The organism is Macrococcus brunensis, from assembly GCF_022343725.1.
GTDB classification, from domain to species: domain Bacteria; phylum Bacillota; class Bacilli; order Staphylococcales; family Staphylococcaceae; genus Macrococcus; species Macrococcus brunensis.
Window position 1 is genome coordinate 464,297 of the sequence record NZ_CP092179.1, and the last position, 24,963, is coordinate 489,259.

A 24,963-nucleotide genomic window follows, 5' to 3' on the forward strand; every position below is an offset into this window, starting at 1 on the left:
TTAATCCTCCCATTTCGTCATGAAGCTGCTGTCTGCCGGCAGCTGCGGTAAATATTTCTTGTTGAAGACTGTCAGCTCCTTAGTCGGTTCAAAATCCTTGAAGTAGTCCGGATAAAGCATCTTGCCGATGTATTCCATCAGCACGTAGTCTTTCATCGTCCGCATCAGATCGTTATCAAGTGCATAGACATGTCTGTTCTTCACAGCTGTCAGTTCTTCGAAGCCAGGTCGCGCTTTGACGAGTTGTGAGATGGACTGATTCGTCTCCTGCTTGCTGATTGTGTAGCCGGTTCTGATGGTCTTCATGTTCTTATCAGCATAGTTGCCGCCGTCCAGGAAGATGGCTTCCGGGTCCTGCTGAAAGAGGTACTCAGGGTCGACGTCGCCGAGTTCCTTCACTTTGTCTTCGTAGATATTCTTCGCGCCTGCTTCAGCAGCGAGCAGACCTAGCATATGACGGCCGTATGTTTTGCCGTATTCCTTGAAGGTAGGGCCGTTATAACGGAGTTCGAAGTAAGCGCTCTTCAGTTTATGGTCGGGTATTTTTGCGACTGCTTCCTTCACTTTCTTAACGTGCGCCGTGTAGTTGTCATTCAGTTCCTGCGCGCGTTTCTCTGAGCTGAATAACTGACCGATGATGGTCGTGGACTTCGTATGGGCCTCTGGTGTCAGGTCAGTGTAATCGATGAAGACAACCGGTATGCCTGACTGCTCAAGCAAATTGATGTTATCTTCACCGATTGCATCGTACTGGTAGTTAGCGAATATCGCTACGTCCGGTTTCAGTGCAATGAGCTGCTCGATATCGAAGTTATCTTTCAAGGTAGAGCCGATATCTTTCATCTCTTTGAAGCCGGGTGACTGGTCACGTAATAGCTGATAGAACGTTTTTGAGTAATTCTCAGTGTCATAAGTGGAGGAAGCGATGACTTTTTTGAAGGCATCAGGTCCGGCGATCGTCAGCAGGTTCTCATAGTAATACGGATAATAGACTTTACTGATTTTTTTCGGGACAGCAACTTCGCGTCCTCTGACATCTGTGATTGTTGTGGTATCTTTTTGCACTTTCTGTTCACTGCAGGCTGACAGACAGAGCAGCAGTACAAGTAAAATGATTAATTTTTTCATAGTAATGTCTCCTTCGGTTGGATGGGGATAATAGAGATAAAGCCTGCAGGGGTGCGGCTGATTTCAAGTTTGACATCATAGAGGGTTTCCAGTCTCTCTCGTGTCATGAGGTCAGTGACTGTCCCTTCTGCTGTCAGCTGACCTTGCTGCATCACATAGAGCCGGTCAGCGTAGCGACTGGTCAGTGTCAGGTCATGCAGGACGATGATGCCGATTGCCTGCTGCGACTTGATGTAGTGTTTCAGTGTTTCGATATAATGCAGCTGATTAGCGAGGTCAAGTGCTGATGTCGGCTCATCAGCAATGATGACTTTTGGCTTCTTGATCAGCGCCTGAGCGAGCAGGATCATCTGCTTCTGTCCGCCTGATAAAGTCGCGAAATCCCGGTCGGCGAGATGGCTGAGTCTCATGTCCGACAGCAGATGTTCGACCTGCGTCAACTGCTCAGAAGAGACGCGCCAGTTGAGTTCAGCGTGAAGACCGAGCAGAATGACTTCAAAGACGGTCAGGTGTAAGTCCTCACTGCCCTGCGGGATATAGGACAGGTCGCTGAAGCTGAGAGGCACCTGATCAAGCAGCACCGTGCCGGACCCTTTCTCCAGTCCGAGCAGCGTCTTCAGCAGCATACTCTTGCCTGAGCCGTTGACGCCGATGATACAGGACAGCTGACCGGCGTCAAAAGCTGTCGTGACGTGCTGAACAATGTCATTTCTACCTTTCTTAAGTGACAGATTATTGACGGTTAACTTCATGACCGACCTCTCAGCGCAATCATACACATGAACGGGACCCCGATGATATGGGTCAGAATACCGATCGGAATAAGTGTGCCCGGGATGATGGATTTAGACAGAATAGAAGCAGCAAGCAGGATGGCGGCTCCGATAACAGCGGATAAGGGTGCAGTGAAACGGACATCATAACCAACAAGAAACTTGGCGAAATGGGGGGCAAGAAGACCGATGAAACCGATTGTGCCGACGTAAGAGACAGCGACTGCCGTGATAATAGAGCTGCAGATGAAGATAAAGATTCTGAAGCGATGTGTATTGAGCCCCATACTTCTGGCGCGGTCGTCCGACATCGTCATCAGATTCAGGTGCCACGCCTTACGGTAGCTGAGCGTGAAGAAGACGATAAAAGTAAGCGTCGTCACAGTGACGCCGGTCCAGTTTGCTTTTGTCACGGAGCCGAAGACCCAGTTGACGATTTTCTGCACTTCACGTTCATCTGCCATATACTGCGTGAGCGACTGAAAGGCAAGAAAGAAGAAATTCAGCGACACACCGAAGAGAATCATCAGCTTCGGATCCATCTGCCGTCTGAACGCTGTCATTACCATCAGCCCGCTGCAGAAGAGGGAGAATAGGATGGCGGACAGCTGAATATTGACGACTGGATGGATGAAAGGGAAGCCGGTGACAATACTGACAGCAGCCCCGCAGCTCGCAGCCGATGAGATACCGAGCGTAAAAGGACTGGCAATCGGGTTTCTCAGGATGATCTGCATATAGAGTCCTGCGACACCAAGACATGCGCCGACGATCATACAGGTCAGTGCACGCGGCAGCCTGAGATTGAAGATAACCAGGTTATCAATCACGCTGTCCTTGAAATGGAAGAGCAGCTGCGTAAGAGAGACGTCATAAGCTCCGATTGTGATATCGATTATTAAGAAACAGACCACCATAAAAGCAAGAATGAAGATCATCCAGCCATTACGTGAAGTCTGCTGTCGATAAGCATTTGACATAATAACTCCTTTTTTAAATCGTAATAATTACGAATTAACTTTACGCTTCTAGTTAGAAAGTGTCAAGGATGAATTAATAGATATTTAAAAATAAATGTCAGTTTACAGTTCTTACGTTTATTCATAGTCAGTAAGCAGCAACGACTTAACATGGAAGTCGGTGACTACCACCCTGGGTCACAGCTTAAACTGAATCAAGCAGATTTTCGTCTGTAGAGCTACACGATAAAGAAAAAAGATGGGGATCATTAACCGGGCGTACTATCATCAGATAACAAAAAATAAGAAGATATTCTGTAACTTATCAATCATTCTATTTACAGCTGAATCTTCATGTGCTATTATTCCTAGTATATTTATCGGAATAATAGGAGGTCGTATGATATGTTATGGACCATTATAAGTGGTCTGCTTGTCGGCGCTGTGCTCGGCTTTGTGATGCAACGCACGCGTTTCTGTCTGACAGGCGGCTTTAGAGATATGTATGTTCAGAAAAGCAACAAGATGTTTTATGCGTTACTGATCGCAATTACCATTCAAGGTATCGGCTTGTGGGTGCTGTCTGCGATTGGCTACCTGCATTTAAGTTATGACTCGTTCTCTGTTGTCGGCACAATGATTGGATCATTTGTTTTCGGCATCGGGATTATCCTTGCCGGTGGTTGCGCGACGGGCACCTGGTATCGTGCAGGTGAAGGTCTGATCGGCAGCTGGATTGCTCTTTTCATGTATGCGTTTTTCGCTGCGATGACTAAGTTCGGTGTCTTCAAGCCGCTTCTTGATAAAATGAATTCAATGACCGTTGCTGAGGCCGATATGACTCAATTAACAGGTCTGCCTTACTGGTTACTACTGTTAGTGCTCGCTTCAGTGACACTCTTTGTCGTCAGAAAAGAGTTGTCTAAACCGAAACCGAAGTTTGCGGTGCCGACGTTAAAACCGAAATTCACAGGTATCCGTCATGCGTTATTCGAAAAGAAATATCATACATTTGTAGCAGCAATCGCTATTGGTATCATTGCACTGATTGCATGGCCTATGAGTATGTCGACAGGCCGCGTGGGTGGTCTTGGAATCACGACCCCGTCTGCGCATTTAGTGCAGTTCTTTGTGACAGGTGACAGTAAGCTCTTGAACTGGGGTGTTTTCTTAGTCCTCGGTATCTTTATCGGTTCATACATTGCTGCACGCGGTGCACGTGAGTTCAAATGGCGTCTGCCAGATAAAATTACGATCAGAAACAGTGCAATCGGCGGTGCCTTAATGGGTGTTGGTGCTTCACTTGCAGGGGGCTGTTCAATCGGTAACGGTTTAGTAGCCACTGCAACCATGAGTGCCCAGGGCTGGCTATCTCTGATCTTCATGATTCTAGGGACATGGTTTATGAGTTACTTTGTGTTTATAAGACCGATGCGACAGGCTAAAAAAGTAGCAGTCAAACCACAGACTGCATAAGGAGAGATGAGATGTTATACGAATTAGGTACAGTAGGAATGGTCTGTCCATTCCCGTTAATTGAAGCACAGAAGAAAATGGAAGAGCTGAATCCAGGGGATGAGCTGAAAATTGATTTCGACTGCACGCAGGCGACAGAGGCGATTCCGAACTGGGCAGCACAGCAGAACTACCCTGTGACGAGTTATGAACAGTTAGATGATGCCTCATGGACAATCACTGTTCAGAAAGCATAACGATTTAAAGCAGACATCCTGGATGTCTGCTTTTTTTATAGGCTCATAAGTATCATTTATGATTCTATAAATATGATGGCTATGTTTCAGCTATGTTGAATGAACCGGAAAATGACTCATCAAGGAGCATTGATTATAAAGTTAAGGATATTCTTACCGGAGCACTTGTTGAACTTTCGTCGTATATTGTAAATTTCATGAAAATATTAAGTTTATTGTGTAAATTATCTTTAAAGGTGCATACAGGGTCTATCTGAGAGTGTATAATATTGTTGAAATCAAATACAGGATTGGGAGGTAATTGAAATGAAAAAGCTTGCAACTGTCGTTTTTGCTTCTGCACTTTTCGTTACACCGTTTGCTGATCACCAGGCTGATGCCGCTGCTGCTCCGTCGTATAAAGCACCTGACCTACTGAATACAACTGTCGCTAAACAGCTGAAAAATGATACGTTCGTCTATAAAAGAGTGGATGGTAAAGCTGTTAAAATCGGTGATACTTTTAAAACAGCGAAATATCAGTGGGGGCGTCCGAGCTATCTGTCCACCTACAGCCTCCTAGGCAATTCTTCGTTTGAAGCAGGCTATGGACCTCAGCCGATTGTCGTTCTGAAGGGTGCTGCTGCTAAATATGTAGAGAACTTCAGTTATACAAAAGTTAACAGCTATCAGTTCTATTACCAGAACAAATATTCACCGACAGCCATTCAGAAAGTGTATGGTAAACCGACTTCAAGTTCCCGTCTCAACAGTCATCAGATTGAGCATTACTATAAAAATCTGTTTAAAGTTACTTATGAGAAAAATAATGAAGATAAATGGAGAGTCCGTACAGTCATTTATGCAAAAAATATTTAACTGTCAGTGTGACCGGTACAGCTTGTACTGGTCTTTGCTTTTTCTGGAATTAAGCAGGGTTTAATCTTTTACTATTGAGGTATATAGGACAATAGCTGTTACTTATAAGCATGATACGTCTGAAGAATGGATTAAACACATAGTATCTATCATCTGAAGGGGGGACGACCATCATGAAATCGGATAAACGCGTTCAGGAGAAGACGACCCGGGTAAAGATGAGAAATAGCATCAGAAGTTTCTAACTGAAAAATGCGTATGGCACTTCTGCCATACGCATTTTCTATTCTTCCATATAGGCTTCTTTCAAAGAAGTGTCCCCTGCGAATTTATGCACTACCATATTTTTCAGCTTAGGATTGACAAGTCGAGCCATACCGCTCTGATACATCGGTGCAATGGCGGCATCGTTAAGCAGTAGTGATTCCGCCTCCTGTAATGTATTCCAGCGTTGCTGCGGGTCGCTGAGTAATGCTCCTTTAGCATCTTTGACTTTCTGGTCGAACTCTTTATTTGACCAGCCTGTTTCGTTGTTCGGACCATCTGTCAGGAACATATCGACGTAAGTCATCGGATCCGGATAATCTGCACCCCAGCGTCCGAATGACATCTCGAAGTTCTGCTTCGATTCAAGACTCAGTTTCTGTTTGAAAGGCTGTTGCTTGATGTTTAAAGTCACGCCTGGTAGATTTGTTTCAATCTGCTCTTTGACATACTCCGCATCTTTCTTGGCAGTGTCCTGGTCATAAGTCAGATACTCGAAATTAAACTGATCTTTACCAAGTTCCTTTTTAGCTTGTTCGTATAATTTCTTTGCTTCTGCTTTATCATAGTTGAGTGGCGATTTCACGCCATCAACATAATCCTTCCCGTCTGGACCCGTGACAAATTCGGATGGCGTCAGAACGTCTGTTGCTTTAGAGCCGTTGTTCAACAGATTCTTGACATAAGACTCTTTATCGATGGATTTAGCGAGAGCGAGACGCAGGTTCTTATTCTTCAGTTCAGGCACTTTATCCTGATTGAAGCGGATGAAGTAAGTACGTGCCTCAAGCTGCGCATCAAATCCTTTTTCGTTTTTATACTTGTTGACCTGTTCAGCGGCAAGCTGCACAACATCGAGCGCACCAGTGCTGTAAAGATTCGCTGCAGTCTGCTGATCCTTGATGACTTCGTAATTGACCTTCTTCAGTTTGACTTTGTCTTTATCCCAGTAATTTTTATTCGGTTCAAGTACATAGTTTTTTTCAACATTCCATTCCGATAGAACGAACGGTCCGTTGTAGAGGGCAGTATCTGCTTTAATACCGAAATTCTTACCCTGCTTTTCAACGAACTTCTGATTCTGCGGCAGGAATGTACCGAAAGCAAGCAGTTCCTGGAAGTAAGGAACATTCGTGTTCAGTTCAATTTGTAAGGTATGGTCGTCAAGCGCTTTAACACCGAGTTCATCAGGTTTTTTCTTACCAAGATTGATATCTTCGGCGTTTTTGAGGTCATACATAATATAAGCGTATTCTGCGCCGGTTTCAGGCGTGAGCGTCCGACGCCACGAATAGACGAAATCATTGGCAGTGACAGGCTCACCATTTGACCATTTGGCATCTTTGCGTAATTTGACGGTCCAGGTCCTGCCATCCTTCGATTTCTCGGGAGCTCCTTCAGCAACGCCGGGTTTCGCTTTATCCTTGTCATCAAGAACATATAGACCTTCCATTGTCTGATTCATGACATTGAAAGCCACCATATCTGTTGCCAGTGAAGTATCCAGTGTCGGAATATCAGAAATAGACATTAGCTTCAGTTCCTGTTTCCCTTTACTCTCTTGAGACTGATTGTCTTTATTCTCTCCGTTGCCAGAGCAGGCAGCAAGTCCTGAAACCACCGTAAGTGAAGCAAGAAGTGCATATTTTTTCTTCATATCCATACCTCCAGAGTTTAATATATGTGTGAATTTTCAGAATATTAAACTTATTATATCGCAGGAGAAAATAAAAACAAGAAAAATATTGTATAATTATACAAATTTATAATTATAAAAAGAAAAACACCCTGAACTAGGTTCAGGATGTGCAGCATTACTGGAAGCCGACTTGTGTCCACGCTGCTGCTACTGCATCAGCAGTTGTCTGTCCGTATAAGTCTTTGGCAGACTGGATAAGTGCGATACGTGCATCTGAGAAGTCTGAAGTTGAAGTGAGATAATAACTAAGTGCACGGTAGTAGATCTGTTCCGCTTTCTCTCTGCCAGTAGACTGGATTGTCAAATATGCTGCTTTATTAGGAATACCTGAGTTTGTATGGATGCCGCCATTATCAGAGGCTGTATTAACGTATCCTGACATGGTGCCCGGCTGCCCATAAGCTTCAGGATTAGATAAACTACGTAACGCATCGCCACTGACATTCGGTGTATAAACATCTTCAGCAATGGTCCAGTCAGCTGGATCCATGAAATAAGCGAAGACATCTGACATACTTTCATTCAGAGCACCAGACTGATTGCTGTATTCAAGACGGGCTGTATTTTCTGTGACACCATGTGTCAGTTCGTGAGCAACTACGTCATTCGCAGCTGACAGCGGACGATAGTTTGTTCCGTCGCCATCACCGTAGGCAATTTTGTCACGCAGCCATGCAGCGTTATTACGGTTATCATTCGTTGTATTGAGTGTGTTGACATGAACAAGAGAAAGGATGTTGCTGCCTTTATTATCGTAAGATTCACGGTTGAATTTAGTCTTGAAGTAAGAATAGAACTTTCCTGCATAATAATGAGCATCAACGCCTGCTTTTTGTATGGAAGCACTGAATGTTTTATCAGGATCAGTAATAAGAGATGCCTGGCGTGTAGAATCGTTGAAACTATAAGTTCCGATTCCACCGACATGTGTGAGGTCCTGCAGCGCATAGCCGCCCGTGATGGAATTAATCTGAATCGTTTTCACGTTGTTCAATACGCCGTAACCTAAACCGGTAGTGGCAGCATGCTGAAGAAGGTCAGTGACTGACAGCACTGCACCGTTTGCTGCATCAATCTTAACGATATAGCGGCTGATTTTAGGTGTGACCGTTGTAAGTTCAATTCTATAAATGAGTTTATTGAGGTCACCATCAATTTCAGTGGAAACTGACTGGACGATGTTTCCTCCAAGATTACCTGTACTTTTCTGGTTAAGACCAGTAGCAGTAAATGCCTGTTTTACAGCTGTCCTTTCAGAAATATTTATATCATTTGAAGGCGCAATTAATTTTGAATCAGTTTCACCGTTGATCAGGACAATTTGCCCGCGAGAGTTGACGTGGACTTTAATCTCCCTATCAGTAGCAAAATAACCTTTCGCTTTTGGTTGCAGCGTGTAGTGGGTAAAGCCAGCAGCATCTTTTTCTGATGAAACAACCTCATAGTTTCTATAGTGTTTACTGATAGCTTGTGTACCCTTAATGGTTCGTAAAGCGAGCTGCGCCTCTTGTGCAGAATGAACAGTCTGAGCATGAGCTTGATTAGGGATAAGAACAAGAGTTGCTAGAAATGCAGGGAAAATGATTTTTGTGAACATATTTGAGTTCCTTTCAAAAGTTGAATGTTTAATGTATATAAAGATAACACAATTAGGAGAAAAGTATATATTGAAAGTAAAGAAAGAGAATTTATAATAAAAATAATTTCCTTGTATCTCCAGCTGATGGTTAATAATATTTTTGCCACTAGTTTATGATAGCGCTGACATTTCCAAGGTTTATCCAGGAATTTCCTTGGGTAAAAGACAATATCACATCATTACATTATAGGAGGGTATTATGACTGAGAAAAATTTGGAAGAAGTTCAAGAAGAACGTACAGAGAAGAGATTTGAACAGGATGAAGCAGCTGAACGTGAAGCAGAGAATACAGCAGAAACAGAAGAGAAAAACTTTATCTAAATCTTGCTTAGATTATTGAGTTTCTGTAAATTTTCGTTTCTGACGTTTATTGTAAGACATTTGGATGTATACTGATAGTAAAAACGCGTAGAAGGAGGTAATGTTCATGGAAAAAACGATTTCTGTTTCATTACCTGAAAAAGCATCACAGCTGCTGCTGTGATGCTTTTTATATTATAGGCGTTTTTGTCTTCGGTAAGTCATGATTTTAGAGATGCTGTAAAGTATCAGTCCCGTCCAGATCAATCCGAATGTAACAAGGTGGGTGATGGTGAACGGCTCATTAAACAGAAATACACTTTGAATCAGCATAAGAGTAGGACCTATGTACTGCAGGAAGCCGATCAACGATAACGGGATACGTCGTGCACCTGCTGTAAACAGAATCAGTGGAATCGCCGTCAGTGCACCTGAGAACAGTAGAATAAAGCTATCCTGATTCATTCCAAAATGACTCATATTGACACTTTTTAAGTAAACCAGTCCTATTAAAGCGAAAGGTAAGGTGAACAGACATTCAAGCAGAATGGTATAGATGGCGTCGATTCGGATATTCTTTTTCAGGAGACCGTAAACTGCAAAAGAAGCAGCAAGCAGCACTGAAATATAAGGGAATACACCGAGCGATAACGTCATATAGAATACACCGGCCGCAGCAAGTGCGATAGCGATCCATTCAACCTTAGTGAACCGTTCTTTCATAAAGATAAGGCCGAGCAGGATACTCATCAATGGATTGATGTAATAACCGAGACTCGCCTGCATGACGTGGTCATTTGAGACCGCCCAGATAAAAAGACCCCAGTTGATGGCAATAACAAGTGCCGCAATAAATAAACTGAGCGCCTGTTTCGGTTCGCCGAACAGGCGTTTAGTCTGAATCTTGAGTTCAGAAGTCTTACCGAGAATAACAACGAGAAGAATCATAAAGACAAGTGACCATATAATACGATGGGCTAGAATTTCATAAGAATTGATGCTGCCAATCAATTTCCAGTATAACGGCAGGACACCCCAGATAATGTAGCTGCCTGCCGCGTACAGTATTCCTTTTTGTTGTTCAGACATAATTTCACCTCCTTGTTATCATAACAGAAGAAATCTTAAAGTTTTCTTAAAAAGTTTGCCGTTTATCATTTACTGATTTTTCTAGTGGTAAGATAAGTAAAAAAGGAGATGGCATACTTGATGAAACGTATGATAGTTATCGTTGTCATGATTGTGATGATGTTAAGTGTCGTCTGGCTGATAAATCTGAAAGAGCCGGAACCGCTGACTGAGCATCAAAGACAAACAGTAGAGCGGCGTTTTCCTTCATATAAAGCAGCTGAAGAAGCTGTTCTTCTGCAAAGCAATGAAGTTGAAGGTACGATAGGTCCATACTTTTACAAACTACCTAATCAGCATTACTTTATCTTACATTTAAATGATTTTGAACATCATAATGATGGTTATGTGAATATCAGTTTCTTAGATATGGACAAGAATGGTAAGACCACAGTGAAATTAGCAGATCCTTATACTGTCAAAGTGACTGATAAAGAAAAATTCATCGATCAATCCTGGGACGAGAAGACACCAGCTGGGTTATTGCAATTTAAAGGTGGTATTGTTGATAGAGGTGACAACCTGGATGAAGGGATTATGTTAAGTGACGATGAGACCAGACTCGCTCTCCATTCTCAGCTGAACAAAGGTGTGATCAGGGTTGATAGCAATGGATTATGGCGGGATTCATCAAATTATTACAAAGGTTATCAAAATAAAACGAAAAATTATTCGAGCACAACTGCTGCCCTAAAAGAAATCAATCCACACGGCGAACAAGTAGGCAATTTGAAAAAAGGAAAGACTATTTTTTATATCTATCAGCAGCCATATGGCATGATGTCTGAGTGGATGATTATTCCTGTCATTAAGCAAGGTGAGCAATTCGAAGCAGGAAAGACGATTCAGTTTTCTTTTGAGAAACAGACAATCAAAGATAAACAGGTTAATACGAAATTTACTAATCAAATTGAAGATGTGCCTTTTACACTTCACATCAATCATCAAAAAGAAAGTCAATTAAGTGCTAAAGGGCTGTCTTTTAATATTAAATGAACTTTTTGATTGATCAGTTATTGACGAACGCCGATACAATTGCTATGATTTTAACAACTTAATAAAACTCTTATCAAGAGTGGCGGAGGGATGTGCCCGACGAAGCCCGGCAACCAGTCAATCTGACATGGTGCTAATTCACATAAAGCGATTGCTTTAGAAGATGAGAGAAAGCAGATACTTTCTCTATTTTTTATGGAGAAAGTATTTTTTTATTAAAAATTTTGGGGAGGATTTTACAATGAAAAAAGGGTTAGGTATTTTAGGTGCATTATTATTAACAGCGTCACTTACAGGTTGCGGAGCAACGGACGCAAAGGAAGACAATAAGAAAATCGTAGTCGCTGCATCACCGACACCGCACGGGGAAGTCGTCAAACATGCAGCTGAAGCGATGAAGAAAAAAGGCTATGATGTAGAAGTTAAGATTGTTAATGATTATAAAGTCCCGAATAAGCTGCTTGATGAGGGGGATGTGGATGCAAACCTATTCCAGCACATTCCATATCTCAATGCTGAAAAGAAAACACATGGCTATAAAATTGAGGAAGTCGGTAAAGTCTTCACAACGCCGATGGGTGTATATAGTAAGAAATATAAAAACTTAGATGAAATTCCGGACGGTGCAGAAATATTTGTCTCCAGCAATCCAGCTGAAGAAGGACGTTTCCTGTCATTCTTCGTCAATGAAGGGGTCATCAAGCTGAAAGATGGCGTTAAAATAGAAGACGCTAAATTTACAGATATCGTCGAAAATAAAAAGAATCTTAAATTCAACAATAAGCAGAGTGCAGAATTCCTGCCGAAGACTTACAAAAATGGTGAAGGTGCGGCAGTTATCATGAACTCTAACTATGCAATTGATAACGGCATTATTCCTCATAAAGATGCGATTGCACTCGAAGATAAGTCATCACCATTCGCCAATATTCTTGCCGTACAGGAAGGACATAAGGATGATCAGAAGTTTCAGGATCTAATTGAAGTCCTGCAATCAGATGACATGAAAGAATACATTAATAAAGAGTTTGGTAAAGATGTTGTGCCTTATGAGAAATAAAAAGTTCGATTAAAGTACTATTAAAATAAAGCCTGCCTTCAAGTAAAGGTAGGCTTTGGTTTGTAGCTCATATTTTTAAAAAGTCTAAATGTCAGGAATATAAGAGACATAGGTATAACTGCTGTCAATACCCCTAAAAATAAAGGTAGGGAACAGATGGTAATAAAAGTGATTAATAAGAGTGAACGTTTTTTGTGTTTAAGTAGAAAGAGACTTATAAAGAGTAATAGAGTTAAAAAGCCCAGATAAACCAGTAGTACCAAGACAGCGAATAATAGCCTAGTACCAAAGAAAGCTTTGGGGGCAACTCCAACAATCAATGAAAATAAATAGCTTTTAACAATCATCGAAAAAATCGGGTTGCCGATAATTTCTGAAATGATATCTTCATGGCCAGCTGAATCGATGTAAAGTCCTTGCGCTTGATCAAGCAGAATCTTGTGTCCTGTGAAAGAGAAATAAATCAGTGCGAAATTACAGAGTGTCGTTAGAAAGAGAAATAAGATATTTAACAAGATAATTGAACTGTTTATCGCATGCATAAAATAACTCCCTATTAAAAACCAGCTGATAAGTGATAATCAGCTGGTTTTATTTGTTTAAGAATTAAGCGTTTTTAGTTAAATCTTCATCATTTTTAACAACCTTAAGTTCTGGTTGTGTAGTGTAAGTTGTAGTTTCTACTACTGGAGATGCTTGAGGTGTAATCAGTTCATCAACAATTTCCTGTTCAGTTTTTCTAGGTTCTGGTTGAACAGGTGCTGATGGCTGAGCTGCTGGTACAGGTCGAGCAACGTGCTGAGACTGAGCGGGCTGATGGTTACCGTTCATCATGTGCACTTCTTGAATAGCTGCATGACGAACTTTTGCTTCATCTTCTTTAAGCATGTTTTGGATTAAGAACAAATCGACGATTAGCCAAATTGCCATGGGAATCCAGAATAACCACCAATTCACAAGAAGAGTAACAGCAATCATAGCAATAGCAGAGCCTGTTTTACCGAAATAAAAACGATGACCTCCAAAGCCACCTAAAAAGAACCATAGCAGATAAGCAACAACAGGACTTTTCTTATTATTTGCAACTTTTGATTCGATGAATGAACTTTCATGAATATTCATAATAGACCTCTTTTCATTTGGATATTTATCCATATTTAGTATTTTCAATATAAGTCTAAAGTAAATTGTCATAGTTTACAATGACAATTTTGATATAAATATAAACTAATTAGGTAGGATGAAATGCTATTTTTCTAACTGATATGTTATTTTAAGCTATTTATATCGTGTTAATAATTGTAATAATTTATTGAGAATGAATTAAAAATTAAAGGGTATAGCAAAGGGAAGTATAATAGAGGGGGCTATTTAATGAAGAGAGAGAACATTTCATATTGGACTGAGTCAGCAAAAGTTAGTCAGTTTCCAGCTTTAAATCAGGATATCAGAACAGAAGTACTTGTAATCGGTGGTGGAATAGCGGGGATACTTGCAGCTTATCGGTTAGCTGAAGCGGGTCATAAGGTCGTCCTTGTTGAAGGGCGTAGGCTGGTGCAGGAGACGACTGCTAATACGACAGCTAAGATTACAGCACAGCATCATCTGATGTACCAGGAAATTTTAAAAGCTCAAGGTGAAGAGAAGGCGAAGGCATTTTATCAATCTCAAGCTGATGGTATAAAAGCTATTGAAGATTTGGTTGAGAAACATGGAATCGACTGCGATTTTGAGAAAATGTCGAGTACCCAGGTAACAGATGGCAGTAACGAAAAAGTAATACGTGCTGAATATGATGCTTATCAGACGCTAGGTATCAAGTCAAGGTTACATGAGGAAGATCTCGGTCTTCCATTTAAAACGACACTTGGACTGGAGATGCCGGACCAGGCTCAGTTCCATCCGGTGAAATTCCTGGCAGGCGTGATTGATGCAGCTGTAAAACTAGGGGTTACATTCTATGAAGAAACATTGATAACGGAACTCGGTAAAATCAGGGCAGTGACTGATAAAGGTCAGACGATTCATTTTGAGAAAGCAGTTATGGCAACGCATTTCCCAGTCAATCATCTGAAGAATAACTATATGTCTCAATTACAGATAGAGCGTTCTTATATTGTAGCAGCAGACGGTATGGATATTCCGCATGGGATGTTTCAGACTGTCGACACACCGAAACGTTCACTCAGACATTATCATACCGAAAAGGGTATTGGAGTACTGGTAGGCGGAGAAAACCATATTACAGGTACAAAAGATCATACAGAAGAAGCTTATGAAAAGCTCAGTGAGTTTGCTTTTGAAAACTTCAAAGGAAATATTACGGGGCAATGGTCTGCCCAGGATATGATGACAGTTGATCATATGCCTCTTATTGGTCAGTATGATAAACAGGATCCGAATCTTTACGTCATAACTGGTTTTAATAAATTCGGGATGGCAACAGCAGCGACAGCGGCCCAGCTGATCAGCGATTTAATCAGCCGTCAGCACAATCTTTATGAAGAACTCTTCAGACCAGAACGCATCAATACATTAGGCAATCAGGCGAAAGCACTGGGTAAACAGATGATTGATGCAGCTAAAGGAGAGACTCTGGCGCTTAAAGATTACAGCACAGATACTTCTAAACTTGAACGTGGAGACGGTGGCATCTTCAATATTGAAGGGAAACTGCAGGCTGTCTATAAAGACGATGAAGGGAACGAACATCACGTTAGTCCGTTCTGTACACATTTAGGATGCGTCATTAAGTTTAATGGAGCTGAAAAGACATGGGATTGTCCATGCCACGGTTCAAGATTTGACCGAGAAGGTTGTGTACTGGAAGGACCGGCAGCTAAGGATTTAAAATAGTTAATAAATAATAAAATATTTTTTGAGTAATAACATCTTAATTAGTTATGTAATCGCATACTTTTTTCTTGAAAGAGATAAGCGTATAATAGAAGCAAACAAGGTAGGAGGATGCGAAACATGACGAACAAAACCGATGTTATCTTAATTGGTGGCGGTATTATGAGCGCCACTTTAGGAATATTGCTTAAAGAGTTGAAGCCGGAGCTCAACATCACTGTTTTTGAAAAACTTGATAAACCTGGGCTTGAGAGCTCAAATGCCTGGAACAATGCAGGAACGGGGCACTCAGCTTTATGTGAACTAAATTATACGAAGGAAGATAAAGACGGCAACGTTGATATTTCAAAAGCACTGGATATCAATGAACAGTTTCAACTTTCGAAACAGCTATGGGCTCATTTAGTGAAAAAGGGATTACTGAAAAATCCACAGGACTTTATTATGCCGGTGCCACATATGAGTTATGTCAGTGGTGAAGACAACGTCCGCTTCATTAAAAATCGTTATCAAGCATTGTCTGACAATCCGCTGTTCCGTGGCATGAAAATAACAGAGGATAAAGAAGAAATGAAAGAGTGGGTTCCGCTCATGATGGAAGGACGCGACCCGAATGAAGTGATGGCACTGACGATGATGGAGTCAGGGACTGACATCAACTTCGGTAAATTGACAGAAGATTTATTTGATGTATTGCAGGCGCAAGGGGTTAACCTGGAATATCGTCATGAAGTAAAAGACTTAAATCATGTTCAAGGTGGCGGCTGGCAAGTTAAAGTCTATGATGAAGACCAGAAGAAGACGGAATATCATAATGCTGACTTCGTCTTTATCGGGGCAGGCGGATACAGCCTGCCGTTATTACAGAAGACGGGTATACCGGAATCAAAACATATCGGCGGATTCCCTGTAAGCGGACTCTTCCTTGTATGTAAGAATCCAGAGATTGTCGAGAAGCATCACGCAAAAGTATATGGTAAAGCTAAAATCGGTGCGCCACCAATGTCAGTCCCTCATCTGGACACACGTTATATTGACGGTGAACAGTCACTGTTATTCGGTCCTTATGCCGGCTTCTCACCTAAGTTCCTGAAAACAGGTTCTTATATGGACTTAATCGGTTCAGTGAAACCGAATAACCTGCTGACCATGTTATCAGCAGGGGCTAAAGAAATGAAACTGACACAATATCTGATTGAACAGGTGATGCAGTCAAAAGAGCAGCGTATAGAAGAATTACGTGAGTTTGTTCCGAATGCTAAAGCAGATGACTGGGATATTGTAGTGGCTGGACAACGTGTACAGGTCATTAAAGATACAGATCAAGGTAAAGGTACATTGCAGTTTGGTACAGAAGTCATCACTTCAGAAGATGGCACAGTTGCCGCGTTACTAGGCGCATCACCAGGTGCTTCAACAGCGGCACATGTCATGCTGCAAGTACTGGTAAAATGTTTCGGCAGCCAGATTCCTGATATTGAAAAACGTCTTAAAGAAATCATCCCGTCTTATGGCCAGAAACTGGGCGATAATGAAGGGTTGTTTGAACAGGTCAATCAGGATGTATCTGCAGCACTGAACTTAATACCGAAAAAATAAAAAGCAGCCGATCGGCTGCTTTTTATTTTGTTTCTTCTGAAGGAATAAAAGTGAACTGGTAATTTGGAAGTTCATTCTGAAGCCTTTTCGTCAGGAAGACACCTTCTTCGTTATGTTTCGTTTCAAGTGCCTCGCCACCTGATATGACTTGATTGGTTTCAAGGTCAAGCCATTCACCGTAGCGGTTTGTCCATCTGAATAAGTCATAATCTAACGTATCTGTAAGATTGAACTCAGTCATATCCAGGTTTGAATGACAGACCGCACACCAGATAGGATCAGCACCATAATCAGCTGAAACGTTGATATATGTAAGATTAGGACAGTTGCAGAGAGTAGACATATAAATAGCTCCTTTTTATAGATGAATGAATTTGCGCTCCATAACTTTTGAGAAGTGGCGGATAAACGGGGAAACTGTCTAATTACTAAAATCTCGAATGACTCTCTTTGTGTATTTATTTCTACCTGCAATAAACATACCGATACAACCACCAATCAGTGCAGGCACCAATTCTTCACTGAAAACAGTTTCTCCCTTTGTTCTGAAATAGGTGGAAGTCATAAAGATAATAAAAAGAGTAATGGAATAAATGGCAAAGTCAATAAAAGAACGAATTTTAGCTTGTTTGAGTAACTGTAAATACTCTTTTTCATCATATGCATAGACTTTATCTAACTGATGAATACGTATAAGTCGTCTTAAATAAAACTGAGATCCCAGCACAATCACAAGCATTAACAGTGTGGTCAATGTGATTCGGTCATGTGTCATATCTGTAATTGCGAAGACAAGAAGCAATATCATCATTAAGCCATCCATCAGTACAGCATATTTCGCTAAAACCTGTCGCGCAAGTTCTCGTTCTCTCTCATCTTTAAGCCCTTCTATACCAATCATATACTTGTAATACCATTTCTCAAAACGTGTCATAGCTTTCGACCTCCCAGAATAACGTATTTAAATCTGTATTGAGAGCATGGGCGAGTTTAGTGCACAGCTCAAGGGTTGGATTATAGTTATTATTTTCAATCATATTGATGGTCTGACGTGTTACGTTAATAGTTCTTGCGAGTTCAAGCTGGGTCATGTGATTAAGCTTGCGATATTTTCTAACGCGGTTCATCTATTTCTCCTTCGTATCAAATATATCTTACACCCATTATAAGGAAAATAGCAGATTATGTCAATTATACATGACAAAAGAGGACTGTCTAAAAACAGTCCTCTTCACCATATTGCATGATTAAAAACTCCTCCAGCACATCACCGGCAAGCATTAGTTCATAATCTTTCTCAACAAAGCCACAACGTTCATATACTTTAATGGCACGTTCATTCGAAGAGATAACAGCAAGCTGAATGGATTGATAGCCCTGCTCTTTAACAAGTTGAACAGCTGCTTCAACAAAATGCTGGCCGTGGCCTTTTCCTGTTAAATCAGGTCTTAACCCAAGTCCTAAATGACAAGTTCCTTCATTATAATGAAGTTTTAGCATACCGACTAATTGATCATCATCAAATACACTGAAAAAATCATATTCACCATTAAAATCATCTGCAGTTAAATCATATAGCTGATAAGGCGCCGGGTAGTGCCACGATACAATTATTTCTTTATCACTTTCAGACATCACATTGATTTGATACATCAATATTTCCTCGGATTTAGTTCATCTATTTCTTCTTTAGGGTCATGTCCATATTTATTGGGACCTTCTGTCCCGTCAAACATCATGATAATCAGCAATATAAGTGTGACAAATAAATGAAGGGCATCGATTAAAAACTGAATATTGATATTAAGTAAACTTGATGGCATATCTGCTGGTAAGTGTAATGCAGGCACAAGTAACGTGAACCAGCCGGAAATGTTCAAATCCTGAAGTCGTCTGAACGTCACAGAGAAAGTAGGGATAATAAGAATCAAATTGCCGATTAGATTCATCATTCTATAGATATGTTCATTATCTAATTTATAGTACATCCCTATTAGAATATAGGCGATGGAATAGAGCAGGAGGTGGATGCTTATAGGAACCCAGAACTCTTTACGTCTAGCGCGGTCATGTAAATTGAATCCTTGCGTCCAAAATCGCTTATAAGCTTCCATTGCTGTCATGGTTACAATCAAAATAACACCTGCTTTCAAATCTCTGTCTAAAATATAGCACACTATGACAACATTGCTAAGGCTGGAATAACAGTTTAAGAAAACTTTAAGGTTCATACATATACAGGAAATAAACGGGTATAGTTCACCATCATAATAAAAGAGGGGTTTATATGAAGAAAATATTATTGACCGGTGCTTCTGGTTATATTGGTGGAAACTTACTCAAAGAAATCAAAGACGATTATCAGATTGTGGCTGCATCCCGCAGTACTAAAAATAAAGAAAACGAACAGAATGTAGAATGGAAGAAAGTCGACCTGTTCTCTATTAAAGATGTTGAAAATGCAATGGAAGGTATCGATACAGCGATTTATCTTGTTCATTCCATGCAGCCTTCAGCTAAACTGACTCAGGCTTCATTTGTCGACATGGATGCTATTCTGGCAGACAACTTTGGTCGTGCGGCTAAAAAACAAGGTGTGAAGCATATTATTTTTATGAGTGGTATTATGCCGCATGAAAATGCTAAAGACTTATCGGATCATCTACGCAGCCGTTTAGAATGTGAAAAAATTCTCGGCTCATACAGTGTTCCAGTTTCTACATTACGTGCCGGACTTATTATCGGACCAAAAGGGTCTTCATTCCCGATTCTGAAAAAGCTCACTGAACGTCTGCCAGCTCTTGTATTACCTAAATGGGCCTACAGCAAAACGGCTCCAGTTGCATTAAAAGATGTGGTAAAAGGACTTTCAGCACTTATTGAACGCAGCCCGGAAGAAAATGAATCCATTGATATTTTCCATGATGTAACTGATTATAAAGGCATGTTTAAAGCGACTGCAAAAGTGATGGGCAAAAAACTGCCGATGATGGATCTGCCGATTATACCAGTATCCATTACTAAACCGATTGTCAGTCTGATTACAGAAGAGCCGAAAGAACTGGTTTATCCACTGCTTGATAGCTTAGTACATGATATGGTTCCTTCAAAAGAAAATTATGTTGAAGGTATTACGAATGCGCCTACACCACTTGAAGAAAGTATTAAGACAGCGCTTGAAGAAGATAAAGAAGGCAAAAAGAAGCCTAAGAAATCAGAATCAATTGGCCGGGCACTGAAGAAAAGTGATGTTAAATCCGTGCAGCGTATAACGATTCCTTCATCATGGTCTATTGACCAGACAGCAAATTACTATATGAACTGGCTATCTCGTATTGGCATGTCATTTATTAATACGGCGATCGATGGTGATACATTATCTATCAGCCTGCCGATTTTCAAAGATCCGATTCTCATTTTACAGAAAAACAAGGACTATACAGATGATGACCGTGTTTTATTTATGATAAAAGGGGGTAAATTCTCTAAGACAGTGAAAGAAGGCGAAGAGGGAAGAGCACGTCTCGAGTTTCGCAGGGTGCTTGATACTAATGAATGTATTATCGCCATTCATGAATATGAACCGACATTGCCATGGTTTATCTATAAATTCACACAAGCACGCGTCCATTTAATAGTGATGACGCTCTTTGGCTGGGAAACAAAGATTCTCGAAAAGACGTTGGATTCTACTTATTTAGTCGATAAAGGAAAAAAAACAAAAGAGGCTTAAGTCATCTTTGTAATATAATTGGTAAAAAATTGAACTTTTAAATAAGCTAAAAACCGCAAAAACCTTATGATAATAGGGTTTATTGCGGTTTTTTAGATTGTTACATAGAAAGAAAGTCATTGTAACAATTGACTGTTAAACATATCACTTATGTAACAAATATATAACAACGCCCAATTTTGAAAGTTTAAATGCTAATATAAATTCATCGCAAAGAGCTGATAAATGAATCAGCGCTTATTAAAAAATTACAAATTCACTCAATTGAATTTCTGGAGGATATTATATAATGAAAAAGACAGTTCTTACTTTAACAACTTTAGCAGGTTTAGCAACATTAGGTTCTCATCATGCAGACGCAGCAGCATACACTATCGATGAAGTAAACAATGGTGAAGCTGGATCACACGCACAAGCAACATCTTCTAACCAATCATACAGCTACACTTACGTAATCAACCAAGATGGTTCAAGAACTTATAACTACTCAAACGGTAGCAGCCGTACGACTTCAGCACAAGCGCCAGCAGTACAAGCACAAGCAGCTACAACTTCAGTACAAGCTCCAGCTGTTGCAGCTCCAGCAGCTAACTTAGACCGTGTATCTTATTCAAACACGACTGCTACTGCAGCACCTGTTGCTAAAAAAGCAGCAACTGCAACTACTTCAGTTAATAATAACGTAGCAGCAATCGCTAACAGCATGGCAGCAAACAAAACTTATGTATACGGTGGCAACTCAGCTACAGCTGTTGACTGTTCTTCATTCGCTCAACAAGTATTAGCTTCAATGGGTAAATCAATTCCACGTACAACTTGGGCTCAAATGGCAGCTGGTACACAAGTATCAACTCCACAACCAGGTGACTTAGTATTCTTCAACGGTGGTTCACACGTTGGCGTATACATCGGTAACGGTCAAATGGTTGATGCATTAAACCCATCAGCTGGCGTTGGACAACGTGCAGTTTCATACATCAGCGGTTCAATCACTGGTTACTACCGCTACTAATTTAATCAATTAAAGTTTAAAACCGGACATCTCTAAGATGTCCGGTTTTTTAATGCTTTGACAAGTTCTTTACCTACTTTTTTAGCAGAAGTTGGATTCTGTCCGGTAATAATCTGACCATCTGTACGCACATATTCCTTCATTGGGCGTTTCGCTTTATATTTAGCACCTGCTTCTTTTAAGCTGTCTTCTGCCAGGAAAGGTACATGCTTTTTAGTACGATTTAAACGTTCTTCAAGGTTACTGAAACCTGTGACTTTCTTGCCTTTGATCAAACGTTTGCCTGTCTTTGTATCAAGTAGGTTAACGAGACCGACGATTCCGTGGCAGACACCTGTCACATAGCCACCGTCTTTATAAATCTGTTCTGCGATCTGCTGAAGTTCTATGTTATCTTTGAAATCCCACATTGTACCGTGTCCGCCTGTGTAATAAATCGCTGCATATTCAGATGGATTGATATCAGCTGGCTTAAGCGATTCTGCAAGTGCCCGACGCTTAAAATCTGCATCTCCATACCATTTAAAATCAATATCATCAGCCATAGGCATGCTGGATGGATCAATCGGTACAAAACCGCCCTTTGGACTGACATAATCAATGTCATAACCTGCTTCTGAAACAACATCTACGAACTGAGCGGCTTCTCCAAGCCATAATCCTGTTGCGCGATTGATATCTTTATATTTTTCAGTATTCGTTAAAACGACAAGAATTTTTTTCATGATGGTTTCACTCCTTTTTTATTTTATACCCGATAATGTCGTATTCACACTTTATCTGTAGTAGAATAAACAAAAGTATGAGGTGATGACCATGTGGAAAATAAGAAGATTAGATGAATTATCTACGAGAGAGTGGTATGACATTACAAAGCTTAGAGTAGATACTTTTGTAGTCGAGCAGCAGTGTGCTTACCCGGAGATAGATGACAAGGACCTCACAGCCCTTCATGTGACAAATTTTGATGACGATTTAAAAGCCTATGCCAGAATAATTGAAGGCGATGATATTTACATTGGACGTGTCATAGTCAATCAGCATTTTCGGGGGAGAGGGTTGTCACGGGAACTGATGAACTGCTGTCTGGACTATATTGATGAGCATTATCCAGACAAAACTGTGAAGCTGCAAGGACAAGCTCATTTCGCTGATTTTTATCGTTCTTACGGTTTCAAAGACACATCTGTTATCTACTTTGAAGATATGATTCCACATGTCGATATGGAGCGATTATATGAAAAAAATCTATAAAAGTGATTTCACATTACTTGATGAGCGTTTGATTATCTGTTCCACGGATTCAGGTCTCTGTTCCCTTAGTCATGACGTGCCGAATATTAAGGGAGCAGAATGGATAACTGGGAAAGAAGCGGAGCAAAAAAATCAAGAATATGTAAATGAAATGCTGGCCTATGCAACAGGTACCGTTTCCGATTTCAACTGGACATATGATCTGACAGGAACACCGTTTCAACTTGAAGTTTGGGATGCACTGCGGACGATTCCGTATGGGGCAACTTGTACTTACAGTGATATCGCCGAGATGATTGGACGGCCACGAGCTGTTCGGGCAGTTGGCGGTGCAATCGGTCGCAATCCTGTCTTAATCTCAATTCCTTGTCACCGTGTGATAGGTAAGAACGGCAAGCTGACTGGTTTCTCAAGTGGTCTTCATTTAAAAAGAAGATTGCTGGATATTGAAGCTGTCCCTTATAATGATTGATAGAAAAAAGATAATAAAGGAGAATGATTCATGACTTTACCTGTATGCCCGCAATGTGGCTCTGAATATACTTATGAGGACGGTTTGAACTATGTCTGTCCGATGTGTGCTCACGAATGGCCCATACATGCCGATGAAGAAGAAGCTGTCGTGATCAGGGATGTCAACGGCAATGAACTTTCAGATGGAGATTCAGTCACTGTAATAAAAGATTTAAAAGTAAAAGGCGCTTCTTCAGTGATTAAACAAGGAACGAAAGTTAAAAACATCCGATTAGTTGATCCAGAAGACGGACACGATATTGACTGTAAAATAGAAGGTTTTGGACAGATTGGTCTGAAGTCATCAGTTGTCAAAAAAATATGAAGCGCATCTATAGCTTAGATGCGTTACGGGGATTCAGTTTATTAGGTATTGTGCTGATGAATGTAGTAGGGTTTACGCATGATATATTTCATCTGGATCCTTTTGTTATGTTTCAGCATGGCTGGAATCGTGTCCTTTATGCACTGGATGTTCTGTTTATTAAGCAGTCGTTCTATCCGATTTTTGCTCTTTTATTTGGTTACGGGCTTTCGATGATGAAAGAAAGCGCTGACAAAAGAGGAGAAGCCTTTCTACCTATCGTCTATAGACGATTACTGGCGCTGCTCGTCTTTGGAATGCTTCACGGGATGTTCATCTTCTCCGGGGATATTCTTCAGAGCTATGCTATAGTGATGCTCATCGGCGTACCTTTTCTCTTCTGGGACAAGATGATCAGTATGCTTGCGAGTATAGTTTTATTCGGTTTTTATATTCTCAACTCCATTATTCCATTTGTGATGAATGGACTGTCGATGCCCCGCTATGATTATATGATCAACGCGCCGCGCAAGGCGGAACAGGTAATGGAAGTCTTTAGAAGTGGTGACATAACGGCGATTATTGCGCTTAATAAAGAGCACTTTTTTAACTATTTCTTTATTACTGATGTAGAAAATCTCCTTTTCAGACTATCTAGCCTCTTGCCGCTGATATTAATCGGCAGCTATGCCAGAAGAGCCGGCTGGTTTGAGGTCATCGCTCATGACCGCCGATTCAATGGAATCGGACTGCTCATGTTCATAAGTGGGATGATGCTTAAAGCGTTGCCTCTCATCTTTTATGCTCGTTACAGTGCCGATGCAGTAGGCGGGTATATAGGCGGAGTGATAGTCGCTGCCAGTTATGTCATCTGTATCATCAGAATGAGTAAACATCCGCAATTCAGAGTAATAACAGAACCAATCAGCCAACTCGGACGAATGAGTTTTACCATCTATATCCTCCAAAGCGTTCTCATGTTTATCTTAACTTATGGATTCAGGCTCTATGGTCAGATGAATCTTTTGGAAACATTCAGCATGGCTTGTCTGATTTATGCCTTGCTGCTCGTATTTGTCCACGTTTATTTCAAGCGTTTTAAACAGGGACCGCTGGAATGGATATGGAGAAAAATTACTTATTTGAAGTAGTAGGTATTAACGTGAGGATATGTT

General features: G+C 40.8%; 27 protein-coding genes and 1 riboswitch. Of the genes, 14 read left to right on the forward strand and 13 right to left on the reverse strand.

Annotated features, from left to right (window positions below):
* Genes MGG13_RS02520 through MGG13_RS02530 form a run of 3 tightly spaced genes read right to left on the reverse strand, consistent with a single transcriptional unit; the run spans window position 1 to window position 2,881 of the window.
* Window positions 1–1,128 carry an ABC transporter substrate-binding protein gene (locus tag MGG13_RS02520; RefSeq protein ID WP_239035255.1) on the reverse strand — a complete coding sequence of 376 codons (1,128 nt, stop codon included), beginning with the start codon at window positions 1,126–1,128 and terminating at the stop codon, window positions 1–3.
* The gene (locus tag MGG13_RS02525; protein ID WP_239035256.1) at window positions 1,125–1,880 is read right to left on the reverse strand and encodes an ABC transporter ATP-binding protein; all 756 of its coding nucleotides are present in this window, start codon (window positions 1,878–1,880) and stop codon (window positions 1,125–1,127) included. Before MGG13_RS02525 ends, MGG13_RS02520 begins: the two co-directional genes overlap by 4 nt.
* Window positions 1,877–2,881, reverse strand: coding sequence for a FecCD family ABC transporter permease (locus MGG13_RS02530; protein WP_239035257.1), 1,005 nt, complete (start codon window positions 2,879–2,881; stop codon window positions 1,877–1,879). Before MGG13_RS02530 ends, MGG13_RS02525 begins: the two co-directional genes overlap by 4 nt.
* Window positions 2,882–3,265: 384 nt before the next feature.
* Here MGG13_RS02530 and MGG13_RS02535 point away from each other — a divergent pair, with 384 nt between their 5' ends.
* The 3 genes from MGG13_RS02535 to MGG13_RS02545 all read left to right on the forward strand — a co-directional run bounded on the left by MGG13_RS02535 (window position 3,266) and on the right by MGG13_RS02545 (window position 5,430).
* Window positions 3,266–4,336, forward strand: coding sequence for a YeeE/YedE family protein (locus MGG13_RS02535; RefSeq protein ID WP_239035258.1), 1,071 nt, complete (start codon window positions 3,266–3,268; stop codon window positions 4,334–4,336).
* A gap of 11 nt (window positions 4,337–4,347) precedes the next feature.
* Complete coding sequence (locus MGG13_RS02540) at window positions 4,348–4,572, forward strand: sulfurtransferase TusA family protein (protein WP_133432649.1); 225 nt, start codon at window positions 4,348–4,350, stop codon at window positions 4,570–4,572.
* A gap of 306 nt (window positions 4,573–4,878) precedes the next feature.
* Window positions 4,879–5,430 carry a hypothetical protein gene (locus MGG13_RS02545; RefSeq protein ID WP_239035259.1) on the forward strand — a complete coding sequence of 184 codons (552 nt, stop codon included), beginning with the start codon at window positions 4,879–4,881 and terminating at the stop codon, window positions 5,428–5,430.
* A gap of 283 nt (window positions 5,431–5,713) precedes the next feature.
* On the opposite strand, the gene MGG13_RS02550 is transcribed toward MGG13_RS02545, so the two are convergent.
* Window positions 5,714–7,351, reverse strand: coding sequence for a peptide ABC transporter substrate-binding protein (locus MGG13_RS02550; protein WP_239035260.1), 1,638 nt, complete (start codon window positions 7,349–7,351; stop codon window positions 5,714–5,716).
* A 157-nt stretch (window positions 7,352–7,508) separates the two neighbouring features.
* On the reverse strand, window positions 7,509–8,990 hold the full coding sequence (locus MGG13_RS02555; RefSeq protein WP_239035261.1) for a M4 family metallopeptidase: 1,482 nt from the start codon (window positions 8,988–8,990) through the stop codon (window positions 7,509–7,511).
* Between the two features lie 241 nt (window positions 8,991–9,231).
* Here MGG13_RS02555 and MGG13_RS11315 point away from each other — a divergent pair, with 241 nt between their 5' ends.
* Window positions 9,232–9,354: a hypothetical protein gene (locus tag MGG13_RS11315; RefSeq protein WP_275416149.1), complete on the forward strand. Its 123-nt coding sequence runs from the start codon at window positions 9,232–9,234 to the stop codon at window positions 9,352–9,354.
* A gap of 174 nt (window positions 9,355–9,528) precedes the next feature.
* Here MGG13_RS11315 and rarD read toward each other — a convergent pair whose 3' ends face one another.
* Window positions 9,529–10,425, reverse strand: coding sequence for an EamA family transporter RarD (gene rarD, locus MGG13_RS02560; RefSeq protein WP_239035656.1), 897 nt, complete (start codon window positions 10,423–10,425; stop codon window positions 9,529–9,531).
* Window positions 10,426–10,542: 117 nt separating this feature from the next.
* Here rarD and MGG13_RS02565 point away from each other — a divergent pair, with 117 nt between their 5' ends.
* Together MGG13_RS02565 and MGG13_RS02570 are read left to right on the forward strand one after the other, a co-directional pair.
* The gene (locus MGG13_RS02565) at window positions 10,543–11,457 is read left to right on the forward strand and encodes a hypothetical protein (protein ID WP_239035262.1); all 915 of its coding nucleotides are present in this window, start codon (window positions 10,543–10,545) and stop codon (window positions 11,455–11,457) included.
* A 67-nt stretch (window positions 11,458–11,524) separates the two neighbouring features.
* Window positions 11,525–11,627, forward strand: a riboswitch (SAM riboswitch).
* Between the two features lie 71 nt (window positions 11,628–11,698).
* Window positions 11,699–12,517 (forward strand): MetQ/NlpA family ABC transporter substrate-binding protein, encoded by an 819-nt coding sequence (locus MGG13_RS02570; RefSeq protein WP_133430947.1) that lies wholly within the window; start codon window positions 11,699–11,701, stop codon window positions 12,515–12,517.
* A 606-nt stretch (window positions 12,518–13,123) separates the two neighbouring features.
* On the opposite strand, the gene MGG13_RS02575 is transcribed toward MGG13_RS02570, so the two are convergent.
* Window positions 13,124–13,639, reverse strand: a complete 516-nt coding sequence (locus MGG13_RS02575) for a TM2 domain-containing protein (RefSeq protein ID WP_239035263.1) — start codon at window positions 13,637–13,639, stop codon at window positions 13,124–13,126.
* 252 nt (window positions 13,640–13,891) lie between these two features.
* Between MGG13_RS02575 and MGG13_RS02580 the strand changes: the two genes are divergently transcribed.
* Window positions 13,892–15,373 (forward strand): FAD-dependent oxidoreductase, encoded by a 1,482-nt coding sequence (locus MGG13_RS02580; protein ID WP_239035264.1) that lies wholly within the window; start codon window positions 13,892–13,894, stop codon window positions 15,371–15,373.
* Between the two features lie 111 nt (window positions 15,374–15,484).
* A complete protein-coding gene (mqo, locus tag MGG13_RS02585; protein ID WP_239035265.1) occupies window positions 15,485–16,972 on the forward strand; it encodes a malate dehydrogenase (quinone) in 1,488 nt (495 codons plus the stop codon).
* A 22-nt stretch (window positions 16,973–16,994) separates the two neighbouring features.
* Here the strand turns inward: mqo and MGG13_RS02590 are convergent, their stop codons facing one another.
* From MGG13_RS02590 to MGG13_RS02610, 5 genes are all read right to left on the reverse strand, one after another.
* The gene (locus MGG13_RS02590) at window positions 16,995–17,315 is read right to left on the reverse strand and encodes a hypothetical protein (protein ID WP_239035266.1); all 321 of its coding nucleotides are present in this window, start codon (window positions 17,313–17,315) and stop codon (window positions 16,995–16,997) included.
* A gap of 78 nt (window positions 17,316–17,393) precedes the next feature.
* The gene (locus tag MGG13_RS02595) at window positions 17,394–17,906 is read right to left on the reverse strand and encodes a hypothetical protein (protein WP_239035267.1); all 513 of its coding nucleotides are present in this window, start codon (window positions 17,904–17,906) and stop codon (window positions 17,394–17,396) included.
* Window positions 17,893–18,099: a helix-turn-helix transcriptional regulator gene (locus MGG13_RS02600; protein WP_239035268.1), complete on the reverse strand. Its 207-nt coding sequence runs from the start codon at window positions 18,097–18,099 to the stop codon at window positions 17,893–17,895. Before MGG13_RS02600 ends, MGG13_RS02595 begins: the two co-directional genes overlap by 14 nt.
* Before the next feature lie 88 nt (window positions 18,100–18,187).
* The gene (locus MGG13_RS02605) at window positions 18,188–18,625 is read right to left on the reverse strand and encodes a GNAT family N-acetyltransferase (RefSeq protein ID WP_239035269.1); all 438 of its coding nucleotides are present in this window, start codon (window positions 18,623–18,625) and stop codon (window positions 18,188–18,190) included.
* Entirely contained in the window at window positions 18,625–19,149 is a 525-nt protein-coding gene (locus MGG13_RS02610) for a DUF805 domain-containing protein (protein ID WP_239035270.1), read from the reverse strand. Before MGG13_RS02610 ends, MGG13_RS02605 begins: the two co-directional genes overlap by 1 nt.
* 110 nt (window positions 19,150–19,259) lie before the next feature.
* Here MGG13_RS02610 and MGG13_RS02615 point away from each other — a divergent pair, with 110 nt between their 5' ends.
* Together MGG13_RS02615 and MGG13_RS02620 are read left to right on the forward strand one after the other, a co-directional pair.
* Window positions 19,260–20,705: an NAD(P)H-binding protein gene (locus MGG13_RS02615; RefSeq protein WP_239035271.1), complete on the forward strand. Its 1,446-nt coding sequence runs from the start codon at window positions 19,260–19,262 to the stop codon at window positions 20,703–20,705.
* Between the two features lie 289 nt (window positions 20,706–20,994).
* Window positions 20,995–21,717 carry a C40 family peptidase gene (locus MGG13_RS02620; protein WP_239035272.1) on the forward strand — a complete coding sequence of 241 codons (723 nt, stop codon included), beginning with the start codon at window positions 20,995–20,997 and terminating at the stop codon, window positions 21,715–21,717.
* A 32-nt stretch (window positions 21,718–21,749) separates the two neighbouring features.
* On the opposite strand, the gene MGG13_RS02625 is transcribed toward MGG13_RS02620, so the two are convergent.
* Window positions 21,750–22,445 (reverse strand): type 1 glutamine amidotransferase domain-containing protein, encoded by a 696-nt coding sequence (locus tag MGG13_RS02625; RefSeq protein WP_239035657.1) that lies wholly within the window; start codon window positions 22,443–22,445, stop codon window positions 21,750–21,752.
* A gap of 88 nt (window positions 22,446–22,533) precedes the next feature.
* Here MGG13_RS02625 and MGG13_RS02630 point away from each other — a divergent pair, with 88 nt between their 5' ends.
* The 4 genes from MGG13_RS02630 to MGG13_RS02645 are packed head-to-tail and all read left to right on the forward strand — an operon-like array spanning window position 22,534 to window position 24,939.
* Window positions 22,534–22,971 carry a GNAT family N-acetyltransferase gene (locus MGG13_RS02630; protein ID WP_239035273.1) on the forward strand — a complete coding sequence of 146 codons (438 nt, stop codon included), beginning with the start codon at window positions 22,534–22,536 and terminating at the stop codon, window positions 22,969–22,971.
* Window positions 22,955–23,443, forward strand: coding sequence for a methylated-DNA--[protein]-cysteine S-methyltransferase (locus MGG13_RS11320; protein WP_275416150.1), 489 nt, complete (start codon window positions 22,955–22,957; stop codon window positions 23,441–23,443). Before MGG13_RS02630 ends, MGG13_RS11320 begins: the two co-directional genes overlap by 17 nt.
* 30 nt (window positions 23,444–23,473) lie before the next feature.
* Window positions 23,474–23,809, forward strand: coding sequence for a zinc ribbon domain-containing protein YjdM (locus MGG13_RS02640; RefSeq protein WP_239035274.1), 336 nt, complete (start codon window positions 23,474–23,476; stop codon window positions 23,807–23,809).
* The gene (locus MGG13_RS02645; RefSeq protein ID WP_239035275.1) at window positions 23,806–24,939 is read left to right on the forward strand and encodes a DUF418 domain-containing protein; all 1,134 of its coding nucleotides are present in this window, start codon (window positions 23,806–23,808) and stop codon (window positions 24,937–24,939) included. Before MGG13_RS02640 ends, MGG13_RS02645 begins: the two co-directional genes overlap by 4 nt.
* The last annotated feature ends 24 nt before the right edge of the window (window positions 24,940–24,963 follow it).

What these genes read in the sequence shown, in the direction of transcription:
- MGG13_RS02520 (WP_239035255.1), bottom strand. Translation starts at nt 1,128, where the DNA reads ATGAAAAAATTAATCATTTTACTTGTACTGCTGCTCTGTCTGTCAGCC.
- MGG13_RS02525 (WP_239035256.1), bottom strand. Translation starts at nt 1,880, where the DNA reads ATGAAGTTAACCGTCAATAATCTGTCACTTAAGAAAGGTAGAAATGAC.
- MGG13_RS02530 (WP_239035257.1), bottom strand. Translation starts at nt 2,881, where the DNA reads ATGTCAAATGCTTATCGACAGCAGACTTCACGTAATGGCTGGATGATC.
- MGG13_RS02535 (WP_239035258.1), top strand. Translation starts at nt 3,266, where the DNA reads ATGTTATGGACCATTATAAGTGGTCTGCTTGTCGGCGCTGTGCTCGGC.
- MGG13_RS02540 (WP_133432649.1), top strand. Translation starts at nt 4,348, where the DNA reads ATGTTATACGAATTAGGTACAGTAGGAATGGTCTGTCCATTCCCGTTA.
- MGG13_RS02545 (WP_239035259.1), top strand. Translation starts at nt 4,879, where the DNA reads ATGAAAAAGCTTGCAACTGTCGTTTTTGCTTCTGCACTTTTCGTTACA.
- MGG13_RS02550 (WP_239035260.1), bottom strand. Translation starts at nt 7,351, where the DNA reads ATGAAGAAAAAATATGCACTTCTTGCTTCACTTACGGTGGTTTCAGGA.
- MGG13_RS02555 (WP_239035261.1), bottom strand. Translation starts at nt 8,990, where the DNA reads ATGTTCACAAAAATCATTTTCCCTGCATTTCTAGCAACTCTTGTTCTT.
- MGG13_RS11315 (WP_275416149.1), top strand. Translation starts at nt 9,232, where the DNA reads ATGACTGAGAAAAATTTGGAAGAAGTTCAAGAAGAACGTACAGAGAAG.
- MGG13_RS02565 (WP_239035262.1), top strand. Translation starts at nt 10,543, where the DNA reads ATGAAACGTATGATAGTTATCGTTGTCATGATTGTGATGATGTTAAGT.
- MGG13_RS02570 (WP_133430947.1), top strand. Translation starts at nt 11,699, where the DNA reads ATGAAAAAAGGGTTAGGTATTTTAGGTGCATTATTATTAACAGCGTCA.
- MGG13_RS02575 (WP_239035263.1), bottom strand. Translation starts at nt 13,639, where the DNA reads ATGAATATTCATGAAAGTTCATTCATCGAATCAAAAGTTGCAAATAAT.
- MGG13_RS02580 (WP_239035264.1), top strand. Translation starts at nt 13,892, where the DNA reads ATGAAGAGAGAGAACATTTCATATTGGACTGAGTCAGCAAAAGTTAGT.
- mqo (WP_239035265.1), top strand. Translation starts at nt 15,485, where the DNA reads ATGCGAAACATGACGAACAAAACCGATGTTATCTTAATTGGTGGCGGT.
- MGG13_RS02590 (WP_239035266.1), bottom strand. Translation starts at nt 17,315, where the DNA reads ATGTCTACTCTCTGCAACTGTCCTAATCTTACATATATCAACGTTTCA.
- MGG13_RS02595 (WP_239035267.1), bottom strand. Translation starts at nt 17,906, where the DNA reads ATGACACGTTTTGAGAAATGGTATTACAAGTATATGATTGGTATAGAA.
- MGG13_RS02600 (WP_239035268.1), bottom strand. Translation starts at nt 18,099, where the DNA reads ATGAACCGCGTTAGAAAATATCGCAAGCTTAATCACATGACCCAGCTT.
- MGG13_RS02605 (WP_239035269.1), bottom strand. Translation starts at nt 18,625, where the DNA reads ATGTATCAAATCAATGTGATGTCTGAAAGTGATAAAGAAATAATTGTA.
- MGG13_RS02615 (WP_239035271.1), top strand. Translation starts at nt 19,260, where the DNA reads ATGAAGAAAATATTATTGACCGGTGCTTCTGGTTATATTGGTGGAAAC.
- MGG13_RS02620 (WP_239035272.1), top strand. Translation starts at nt 20,995, where the DNA reads ATGAAAAAGACAGTTCTTACTTTAACAACTTTAGCAGGTTTAGCAACA.
- MGG13_RS02630 (WP_239035273.1), top strand. Translation starts at nt 22,534, where the DNA reads ATGTGGAAAATAAGAAGATTAGATGAATTATCTACGAGAGAGTGGTAT.
- MGG13_RS11320 (WP_275416150.1), top strand. Translation starts at nt 22,955, where the DNA reads ATGAAAAAAATCTATAAAAGTGATTTCACATTACTTGATGAGCGTTTG.
- MGG13_RS02640 (WP_239035274.1), top strand. Translation starts at nt 23,474, where the DNA reads ATGACTTTACCTGTATGCCCGCAATGTGGCTCTGAATATACTTATGAG.
- MGG13_RS02645 (WP_239035275.1), top strand. Translation starts at nt 23,806, where the DNA reads ATGAAGCGCATCTATAGCTTAGATGCGTTACGGGGATTCAGTTTATTA.